This is a genomic window from Reyranella sp. (assembly GCF_050185545.1).
Taxonomy (GTDB): domain Bacteria; phylum Pseudomonadota; class Alphaproteobacteria; order Reyranellales; family Reyranellaceae; genus Reyranella.
The window spans coordinates 1-9,227 of sequence record NZ_JBFWZI010000238.1 but is presented as its reverse complement, the minus strand read 5'-3'; the positions used below and the strand labels follow the sequence as shown (position 1 = coordinate 9,227).

Sequence of the window (9,227 nt, the reverse complement as noted above, 5' to 3'; positions counted from 1 at the left end):
TCCGCCCAGTACACCTCGCTGGCCTTCGGCAAGCGTTGCCGCGAGATGGGGGTGCACCTATCGATGGGGTCGGTCGGTGACGCCTATGACAACGCCATGGCCGAGAGCTTCTTCGCCACGCTGGAGTGCGAACTGCTGGCCCGCCACCGCTTCAAGACCCAGGCCGAAGCACGCAGCGCCATCTTCCAGTTCATCGAAGGTTTCTACAATCCTCGGCGACGCCACTCCGCACTCGGCTATCTATCACCCAACGAGTTCGAGCGACGGCACGCTCGGGCGAGCGCTTCTCCCGGCTTGCCCGAGCCTGCCGGCGCGCACAGCGGCTATCAAGGCCAAGCCCTGCGGGCGCGCCCAAGCGGGCGCGGCCTTGACAGCCGCCGCGCGCGCCGGCCTGCAAAATCTGCGGGCCGGGACGAAGGAACGGGCTCCGCGGGGGGCCGAACAAAGGAACTTCACACTTGAAGGAGGACTGTTGCTCGCCACACCATTCACCACGTTCCCAACTCCATAACCCTCCACAAAACCGGGGCAGGCCCACATCGGATGTGTGATCGACAAGAAGAGCGCCACTGGAGTGGCGCGCTCCCAGCAATGACGTTTGATGGCGCTACCTCCCCAGCCTCGCTGGGAAGGCAAGCGAGACGAGCGCCTTGCCGGCGAGACGAAACGGACGGATGGCGTGGTAGAGCGGCCACAGTGGCCGCGGCAGCGGCAGCGCTGCGTAGTCGCCCGCCGTGCAGGCGAGTGCGAGGGTCAGTACGGCCCTGATGCGAGCGCCTGCGGTCTCGCACAGATCGATGTCGGTGACCCCTTCGCGCAGCTGCGCCGGCGAGCGGCCCTGTCGCAGCTCCTCGATCAGCGCGCTGGCAAGTCGCGGCACGCGGGCGCTCGCGGCCAGCGGCCCTGCCAACGGTGCGGGCAGCGGCGTGCCCAGGAGCTGGTCAGCCAGGGTGCAGGCGAGCAGAACGGAGTCGCCGCAACGGCGCTGCCGCGCGCGCTGGTGGATCTCCGACCAGTCGAGATCGGGACTGTGCTCGACCAGCATGGCGACGTCGCAGATCCAGTCGAGGCTGCGCCACGCCTCCTTGGTGCCATGACCGGCCAGAAGCAGCGCGAGGTTGAGGCCGCCGATCGTGGGCACGGTCGCGCCGCCGATGGCGAAGGGTTCCAACCGTTCCCAAATGTCATCGGGCGCCAACGGGAACGGCAGATGGATGCCGCGAAAATCCCAGTGCAGGTCGACGGTCGCGTCGACATCGGGATGGGCGAAAGCGCATTGGCGCAGATGGGCGAGAAAGGCTCGCCGGAAGGCGCGGTCGCCCTGCACGCCGCGATAGCCTAGCGCGGCGAGGGTCTGCTCGGCCCCTTCGTAATGGGCACGCGGGACGATCAGGTCGATGTCGCTGTATTCGCGTCCGGCCACATCGCCATACAGCCGGGCCGCCAGGGTCGGTCCCTTGAAGGTCGCAAAGCGCACGCCGTTCGCGGTCAAGGCATCGCCCAGACGGCGCAGCTCCTGGACCAGCGACAGCACACGGACGCTATGCAGCCGACGGAAGGTTTCGAGCGACGACTTCGCCGACGCGGGGAGCTCGAACCCCGGCAGCAGACCGAGACTTTCGAGCGTCCGTGGTCGAACCCTGTGCTCGGCGGCGAGCCCGCACAGGGCCGCGACATCCACCCCCGCCTGCAAAGCCTGCCCGGCCCGAACCAAATCGGGCCTCGGTCGCACCAGCAGGCAGAGTGTGTCGAACTCGGCGCCCGTCACGCGGGCTTTCGGCGACACCATCACGTCGCTCCTGAGTTCTGAAAGGGCTTCCCGCTCGACCTCAGAGCATTCACGAACCCGGCCTCGGCGACCGCCGCGAAACAGGACAGCCCGTCTGATTACCCAGATACGTCCGCTTGGACGATGATGCGATAAGGAGTGGGTTTTGCGCTAAGGGCGACGTAAGCGAGTCCGGGCACCATGCCTTGCTTGGCCCGGAGACGCCTGACCTCATCGAGTGACAGTCCTGTCGGCCGGCGCGACGCCCGGCTTTCGTCAGCGCGTGCCGCGCTTATTCTGCTTGGTGCCACCGTCGGAGGCGCCCTGGGCACCGACGGCCTGCGTCACGTCGCGCAAGGTCCCCCAGGGGACGAGGGCCGGAGGCTGATAAGGCTTTCGGGCGATCTTGGCCTTGCCGGCAGAAGCGGATTGTTCCTGGTTCTGGGCTTCCATGGTTCGACCCATTGTTTCAATTGATCGGCGTGCGCCGCGACCGTCTGCGTTCCACAAGCCAATAGTGTGCATATTGCAGTGAGCCGGCAACTCGTTTCTGGCCGTCAGTCGACAGTCTCGATCAGGCCTGCTTCCTGCATGCTGGCGAGAAAGTCCAGCACGTCCTGGTGACAGACATCGGCCGCGACGTCGAAATGAGCGAGAACGTCCTGGCACAGGTCGGCGACCGACCGCGGCGTCTCGAGGCATTGCCAGATGTGGGCGCCGGTATCGTTCAGCCCGAAATAATGCGCGCGATCGAGATTGAGCAGGGCAACCTCGTCATCGAGAACGCAGAACACCTGATTGTCCGACCGCTTGACAACCGTCGACGGATTCAAGGCGCTCGCCATCGCCCGCGTCTCCTCGTTTGGCTGCAATCGTTTGACTTCACCGGGGCTCCTAGCGGCCCGACCGCGCCGGCGCAAGCGGGCTATGCCGAGAGCCAGTGGTCGAGCGCGTGCACGGCGAGCAGCCGGCCGAGATCGTCGGACGGGCAGGCAGCGGGGGACGGCACCTGACGAAGATCGACGAAGCGGTCGAGCTGGCTGCCCGGTGCCAGGCGGGGCAGGCCATGCCGGCGCAGCGGCTCGACGAGCGGCGATTGCGCCAGCGGCGCCTTGCGGCGCGCGAGCACGGCGCGCGGCAGGCGGTCGCGCATGGCGCGACGCAGCAGGAGCTTGCGCCGCGCCCACGGCACGGGCGGAACCGACAGCAGGAATTCGAGCACCCGCAGGTCGAGGTAGGGATGGCGCCAGACGACCGGCGACAGGGCCGCATCGAAATCGAACTCCTCGAGCAGGCTGGGCCAGATCGCGTCGTTGAACGAGGCGATCGCCTTGGGATGCCAAGGGTGACGCTGCTCCCCCCTCGACGTGTCGGCCAGCCGCGCCTCCAGCCTCAACGCCTCGACGAGGCCGCGATCGAGCCACGGAGGTACGGCCTGCAACGCCGGCGCAACGGCGCCCCGGTTGCCGAGGCGCGCCAGGGACGCGCCCCAGCCATCGAACCCCTTGGCCAGCAGGCTGGAGAGCGTCGCCGCAGCGAGACGCGGCCAATCGCGCCGCGCAAGCAGCCAGGCAAGGTAGGCGCTGCGCTCGTAAATGAGCGCGTTGTCCGGCCCTTCGCCGAAAAACCAGACCGGCGCCAATTCCGCCTGTCCGAGCGCCGTCTGCCGGTCAGGCTCGGCCCGGACGATCGACAATGAGGGTTCGGCGAGATGGATCCCACGCGTGCGCCATGCCGGATCGTAGGCAAGATCGTCAGCGGCGCGCAGCCTGAGCTCGATACCGAGATGGCGGGCGACCAAGGCGGCGAAATGCTTTTCCTGGTCGTGCAACGCCGCTTCGTAGTGGAAACACTCGGCGACCACGCGCGCGGGATCGCCGCTTGCCCGGACCGTGCAGGCAGCCAGCGTCGTCGAATCGAGGCCACCGCTCATGGCGATGCCGACGCGTCCGTCCGGCAGCCGGTCGGCGATCGCCTGTGCCGCCACGTCGACGAAACGCTCGATGTAGCCGCGTTCGCCGAGCCATAGAGGCTCGTCGATCTCGAGCCGCCAGTAGCGCCGCACGGTCGGTTCGGAGTCGGCGAAGGCGAGAAGATGCGCCGGCGGCAGCCGGCTGATCCGGCGATAGACCGTGCGGTCGGCATCCCGGCTGTACCCGAGGCACAGGAAATCGGCGACCCACAGATCGTCGAGGTCGCGATCGGCAGGGAAGCGATCGGCGAGCCAGGCGAGCGAATCGCTCACCACCAGCCCGCTGCCGCCGGCGCGCGCATGAAAGAGCGGCCGGACGCCCAGGCGGTCGCGCGCACAGAGAAGGCATCGCCGCACGTCGTCCCACAAGGCGAAGCAGAAGTCACCCGCCAGCTCCTCGATGAAGGCCTCGCCCCACGTCGCGTAGGCCTGCAGGCAGATCTGTGCGTCGCTCCGCGCGTGATAATGCTCTCCGGTCTGTTGCGCGAGCTTGTCCTGAAGGGCACGGCGTGCATCGAGACGAATGCGGCCGACCAGCCAGTAGCGGCCCGCGAGCTGCACGATGCCCGTGATCTCGGGGTCGGAGGGGCCCGCAGCCCGGGTGCTCAGCAGCACGACATGCGGTTGCCGGGCGCGCGCCTGCACCACGTGATCGGTGGGACCACCCGCTGCGATCAGCGGTGCATCGCTGTCGACGAGGACAGCGAACACGCTCAGGACCGGTCGCAAGCGGCGCTGTCCGGCCGCGCCGATGGCTCCCCCGACCAGGCCACCAGCGGCTTGTAGCCGGCGCTCGCCTCGCCTCCCACCAGGGTGACGCCGTTGCGCACCACCCAGGCATGCGCGGCCAATCCACGCTGGCTGCGCGCGACACCGATGGTGAGCTGGCAGTCGTGACCTTCGCGCGCCAGGAGGCGCTGCGCGGCGAGGGCGGCGGCGAGACAGGTGGTGCCCGGCAACCGACGCGACGCGGCCTGCACCGCCCAGGCGATCCGCTCGGCCGGCCGGGCGTGCGGCCGCGCGCGCCCGAGCGGGCGGCGCAGGCGATCCGCCCGAACGACGCGAAGCGCAAGACGCACGCCGACGAGCGTCAACAGGGCGTCCAACAGCAGGCGACGATCGCCGCCCGGCAGGGCGTGAAAGGTGGTGAGCGGCGTCATGATCGAATCGTCCGCCGGATTTCGTCGGCGACTCCGGCGAGGGCGTCGTAGTCGCGCCGATAGCCGAGCTCGTAGACCGGCAGGACACTGGCCATGCGCTCGGCGAAGCGCAGCTGGCGTGCGAGCCGCGCCGGCGCCGCATTGCGAATATCCATGGCCGACGCGATCAGGAGCCTGATCAGCTCCGCACCGGTCACGCGGCGGGCGCTGGGGCAACCGGCCGATCGCTCGTCGGCGGAGGCCAGCAGGAACAGGGCGGCCAGCGGGCGCGGCTCCGGCGTTGCCGGACCCGCCTGTGGTTCGATCAACACCTTGCCGCTCAGCGACGAAAAATGTCCGCGCGCGGCCGCGCCCGGCAGCAACCGGCGCGCCGGCTCGTCGAACAGCTTCAACCGATGAGGTCCCGGATGGGCGAGCGCGCAATCGCCGGCAAAGGCGATCCGCAGCATGTCGTCGGTCACCAGTTCGGCACCCTCGGCCACCAGGTAGGCCGCCAGGGTCGACTTGCCGGCGCCGCTGGCGCCGAGCAGGCCGATCGCCTGCCCACACAGCTCGACGACGGTGGCATGCAGCGGCTCCTCGCCGCGCAAGGTCAGCGACGCGCCCAAGGCGAAATTGAGCAGCGACGCCTCGAACGACCGCTCGTCGACGTCGCCGCGCCGGCCGCACGCGATTCGCCGCCCGTCGGGCGAGATCACCGTCTCGAAGACCTCGTCGTCGCTGATATAAACGCTGCCGTCGGCCAGCACGGCGTAGCGCAGCCAGTCCACGTCGCCGACCGGCCGCGCCGGCCGCCAGCTGGCGAAGAAAGCGTCGTCGGCGCGGTCGAGGCGGACGGGATCGCGCCACGGCCCGCGCGGCGCGGCGCCGAGCGTGGCCAGGCAAAACCCGCTCTCGATGCAATCGCCAAAAGCGACGTAGCGGTGGACACTTCCCACGGGATCCCCTTGCCCGGGCAGAGTACAGCCTGTCGAACAGCCATGCACCGGCGATGAAGGCCGAGCGGCTCCGGAGTAGACACATCTCGTGTTCCTCCCCCGCAATCGGGGAGGTGCCCCGTCATACGGGGCGAAGGGGGGAAAGCCACACGCGAGATGTCTCTGATCCCGACGTCGGAAATTCAAGGATCTCGCCTGCAGCCTCCCCCTCCGCCCCTTCGGGGTACCTCCCCCGTAGAACGACGTAAAACGGGGGAGGGATGGGATGTGTCACTGGGCGAGTGAGCTGGCACGCCGACTGCTTGGAGAGGCCGCGTCGGATTCCACGTTGCCATGATCCTGCCGACACGGCACAGACCATCCTCGCGGAGGCAGGCAGCGAAGGAGAGAGCCATGAGTTCCCCGTCGGCGACAGGCGCCCGTCCGAACGGCGCGGCAGCGCGGCCCGAGTTCGAACGAATCGCGCTCCTGCTGCAGGGCGGGGGCGCTCTCGGCTCCTATCAGGCCGGCGTCTACCAGGCACTGGCCGAGGCCGGGCTGCATCCTGACTGGGTGGCCGGAATCTCGATCGGCGCCATCAATTCGGCGCTGATTGCCGGCAACCCGCCGGAGCGGCGAGTCGAGCGCCTGCGCGCCTTCTGGGAGACCGTCACGGAACCGCCATTGGGATTTCATCCGCTGCGCGGATACAAGATCACCGACGATTTCGTGCACATGATGATCAACCAGTGGCGCTCGGTCGGCACGCTGATGTGGGGCGCCTCGGGCTTCTTCACGCCGCGCGTGCCGCCGCCGACCTTCATGCCGCTCGGCACGCCGGACGCGCTGTCGTTCTACGACGTCTCGCCGGTCAAGGCGCTGCTGGAGAAGCTGGTCGATTTCGATCGCATCAACGGCAAGGACACACGTTTCAGCGTCGGCGCGACCAACGTCAAGACTGGCAACTTCATCTACTTCGACAACACCACGCACAAGATCGGGGTGCAGCACGTGATCGCCAGCGGATCGCTGCCGCCGGGCTTTCCAGCCACCGAGGTCGACGGCGAATACTATTGGGACGGTGGCATCGTCTCCAACACGCCCTTGCAGTGGGTGCTCGATGCACGGCCACGCCTGGACACGCTCGCCTTCCAGGTCGACCTGTGGAGCGCGCGCGGCGAGTTGCCGCGCGACATGATCGAGGTCGACGTCCGCCAGAAGGACATCCGCTACTCCAGCCGCACCCGCGCCGGCACCGACCAATTCCGCCGCATGCAGGCGGTGCGGCGCGCCGCCGCCAAGATTCTCGCCGACATGCCGAGCGACCTGCGCCAGTCGGCGGAAGCCGAGCTGCTGGCGCAGGAGGCCGACGCCAAGGTCTACAACATCATCCACACGATCTATCGCGCGCAGAGCTACGAAGGCTCGTCGAAGGACTACGAGTTCTCCCGCCGGACAATGGAAGAGCATTGGGAATCCGGCTACAGCGACATGCAGCTCACGCTGCGCCATCCCGAGGTGCTGCAGCGGCCGCAAAGCGCTGACGGCGTCTTCACGTTCGACTTGGCTGTTCAGGGTCGCGAATCCAAAGAGGCGAAAAAATGAAGCTTGCCGATGTCCGCGCCAAGGCATTCGCCATGCCGCTCAACGATCCCGCCTACCCGCCGGGGCCGTACAAATTCTACAACCGGGAATTCGTCGTCATCACCTACCGCACCGACCCCGAAGTGCTGCGCGCCGTCGTGCCCGAGCCGCTCGAGCCGATCGGCGACACGGTGAACTACGAGTTCATCCGCATGCCCGATTCCACCGGCTTCGGCGACTACACCGAGACCGGCCAGGTGATTCCGGTGCGCTTCACCGCCAAGGATGGCACTGTGCAGGAAGGCGGCTACGTGCACGCCATGTATCTCGACGACAATTCGCCGATCGCCGGCGGTCGCGAGATCTGGGGCTTCCCCAAGAAGCTCGCCACGCCGAAGATCGCCCACGAGAGCGAGACCCTGGTGTGCACCCTGCACTACGGCTCGGTGCTCTGCGTCTCGGCCACCATGGGCTACAAGCATCGCGAGCTCGAGCACGCGCCGCTGCTCGAGAGCCTCGCCAAGCCCAACTTCATGATCAAGATCATCCCGCACGTCGATTGCACGCCGCGCATCTGCGAGCTGGTACGCTACTACGTCGAAGACGTGACGCTGAAGGGTGCCTGGTCCGGTCCGGCGGCGCTGCAGCTCTTCGGGCATGCGATGTGCGATGTTGCGCGCCTGCCGGTGCGCGAGGTCCTGTCGGCCAGCCACTTCCTCACCGACCTGACGCTGGGTCTTGGCGAGGTGGTGTTCGACTATCTCGCCAAGCCCTGATCGCCCGATTCTCCCGGTCTCGACTTTCCCGGCTTCAGTTATCTCGGCCACAACTCTCTCTCGGAAGGAAATAGCCATGTCCCGCTTCAAAGACAGGGTCGCCATCGTCACGGGTGCCGCAAGCGGCATCGGCAGGCAGATCGCCGTGCGCTTCGCCGCCGAGGGCGGCATCCCGGTCATCGCCGATCTCAACCTCGATGCCGCCGAGGCGACGGCGCAGGAGATCAAGGCCAAGGGCGGCGACGCCTTCGCCGTCGCCATGAACGTCGTCGACGAGGCGCAGGTCGAGAAGGGCGTCGCCGACACCATGGCGAAGTATGGCCGCATCGACATCCTGGTGAGCAACGCCGGCATCCAGATCGTGAGGCCGCTGGTCGACTTCCCGTTTGCCGACTGGAAGAAGCTGATGGCCGTCCATCTCGACGGCGCCTTCCTCACCACCAAGGCCTGCCTCAAGCACATGTACGCCGCCAAGTACGGCCGCGTGATCTACATGGGCTCGGTCCATTCCAAGGAGGCCTCCAAGCTCAAGGCACCCTACGTTACCGCCAAGCACGGCCTGATTGGCCTGGCCAAGGTGCTGGCCAAGGAGGGCGCCGAGCACAACGTCGCGGCCAACGTGGTGTGCCCGGGCTTCGTGCGCACGCCGCTGGTCGACAAGCAGATTCCGGAGCAGTCCAAGGAGCTCGGCATCAGCGAGGACGACGTGATCAAGCATGTCATGCTGAAGGACACGATCGACGGCCAGTTCACCACCACCGACGAGGTCGCCGACGCCGTCCTCTACTTCGCCGCCGCCGGCAGCACGGCGCTCAGCGGCCAGTCGATGGTCGTAAGCCACGGCTGGTTCATGCAGTAGGCTTCTGCTCCTCCCCAGCTTCGCTGGGCGGTGTCGGCGTCTTCGGCGACGGAGGGGTGTCATGGCTGGATAGGGGTAGGGAGAGGCGGCGCCTCCCCCTCCCTCCGAACCGGACGTGCGGGTCTCCCGCATCCGGCTCTCCGGTTGGTGGTCTTACCCACGAGGGGACCGACCGGCCAGAGCCTGGGCGT

9 protein-coding genes and 1 pseudogene are annotated in these 9,227 nt (G+C 67.7%); 4 read left to right on the top strand and 6 right to left on the bottom strand.

Annotation, left to right across the window (positions count from 1 at the left end):
• A pseudogene (locus tag AB7O82_RS34335) lies at positions 1 to 267 on the top strand (integrase core domain-containing protein); the annotation flags it as partial.
• Between the two features lie 340 nt (positions 268 to 607).
• Here AB7O82_RS34335 and AB7O82_RS34330 read toward each other — a convergent pair.
• The 6 genes from AB7O82_RS34330 to AB7O82_RS34305 form a co-directional block, all read right to left on the bottom strand.
• Complete coding sequence (locus AB7O82_RS34330) at positions 608 to 1,789, bottom strand: nucleotidyltransferase domain-containing protein (protein WP_428555993.1); 1,182 nt, start codon at positions 1,787 to 1,789, stop codon at positions 608 to 610.
• A gap of 255 nt (positions 1,790 to 2,044) precedes the next feature.
• Positions 2,045 to 2,221: a lasso RiPP family leader peptide-containing protein gene (locus AB7O82_RS34325; protein WP_428555996.1), complete on the bottom strand. Its 177-nt coding sequence runs from the start codon at positions 2,219 to 2,221 to the stop codon at positions 2,045 to 2,047.
• 104 nt (positions 2,222 to 2,325) lie between these two features.
• Positions 2,326 to 2,613 (bottom strand): PqqD family protein, encoded by a 288-nt coding sequence (locus AB7O82_RS34320; protein WP_428555999.1) that lies wholly within the window; start codon positions 2,611 to 2,613, stop codon positions 2,326 to 2,328.
• 80 nt (positions 2,614 to 2,693) lie between these two features.
• Complete coding sequence (locus tag AB7O82_RS34315) at positions 2,694 to 4,469, bottom strand: asparagine synthase-related protein (RefSeq protein ID WP_428621444.1); 1,776 nt, start codon at positions 4,467 to 4,469, stop codon at positions 2,694 to 2,696.
• The gene (locus AB7O82_RS34310) at positions 4,454 to 4,900 is read right to left on the bottom strand and encodes a lasso peptide biosynthesis B2 protein (RefSeq protein ID WP_428621443.1); all 447 of its coding nucleotides are present in this window, start codon (positions 4,898 to 4,900) and stop codon (positions 4,454 to 4,456) included. Before AB7O82_RS34310 ends, AB7O82_RS34315 begins: the two co-directional genes overlap by 16 nt.
• Entirely contained in the window at positions 4,897 to 5,838 is a 942-nt protein-coding gene (locus tag AB7O82_RS34305; RefSeq protein WP_428621441.1) for a hypothetical protein, read from the bottom strand. Before AB7O82_RS34305 ends, AB7O82_RS34310 begins: the two co-directional genes overlap by 4 nt.
• A gap of 393 nt (positions 5,839 to 6,231) precedes the next feature.
• Here AB7O82_RS34305 and AB7O82_RS34300 point away from each other — a divergent pair, with 393 nt between their 5' ends.
• The 3 genes from AB7O82_RS34300 to AB7O82_RS34290 all read left to right on the top strand — a co-directional run bounded on the left by AB7O82_RS34300 (position 6,232) and on the right by AB7O82_RS34290 (position 9,036).
• The gene (locus AB7O82_RS34300; RefSeq protein ID WP_428555039.1) at positions 6,232 to 7,422 is read left to right on the top strand and encodes a patatin-like phospholipase family protein; all 1,191 of its coding nucleotides are present in this window, start codon (positions 6,232 to 6,234) and stop codon (positions 7,420 to 7,422) included.
• The gene (locus tag AB7O82_RS34295) at positions 7,419 to 8,177 is read left to right on the top strand and encodes an acetoacetate decarboxylase (RefSeq protein WP_428555042.1); all 759 of its coding nucleotides are present in this window, start codon (positions 7,419 to 7,421) and stop codon (positions 8,175 to 8,177) included. The genes AB7O82_RS34300 and AB7O82_RS34295 overlap by 4 nt, the downstream gene beginning before the upstream one ends.
• A gap of 76 nt (positions 8,178 to 8,253) precedes the next feature.
• Entirely contained in the window at positions 8,254 to 9,036 is a 783-nt protein-coding gene (locus AB7O82_RS34290; RefSeq protein WP_428555044.1) for a 3-hydroxybutyrate dehydrogenase, read from the top strand.
• Positions 9,037 to 9,227: the final 191 nt, after the last annotated feature.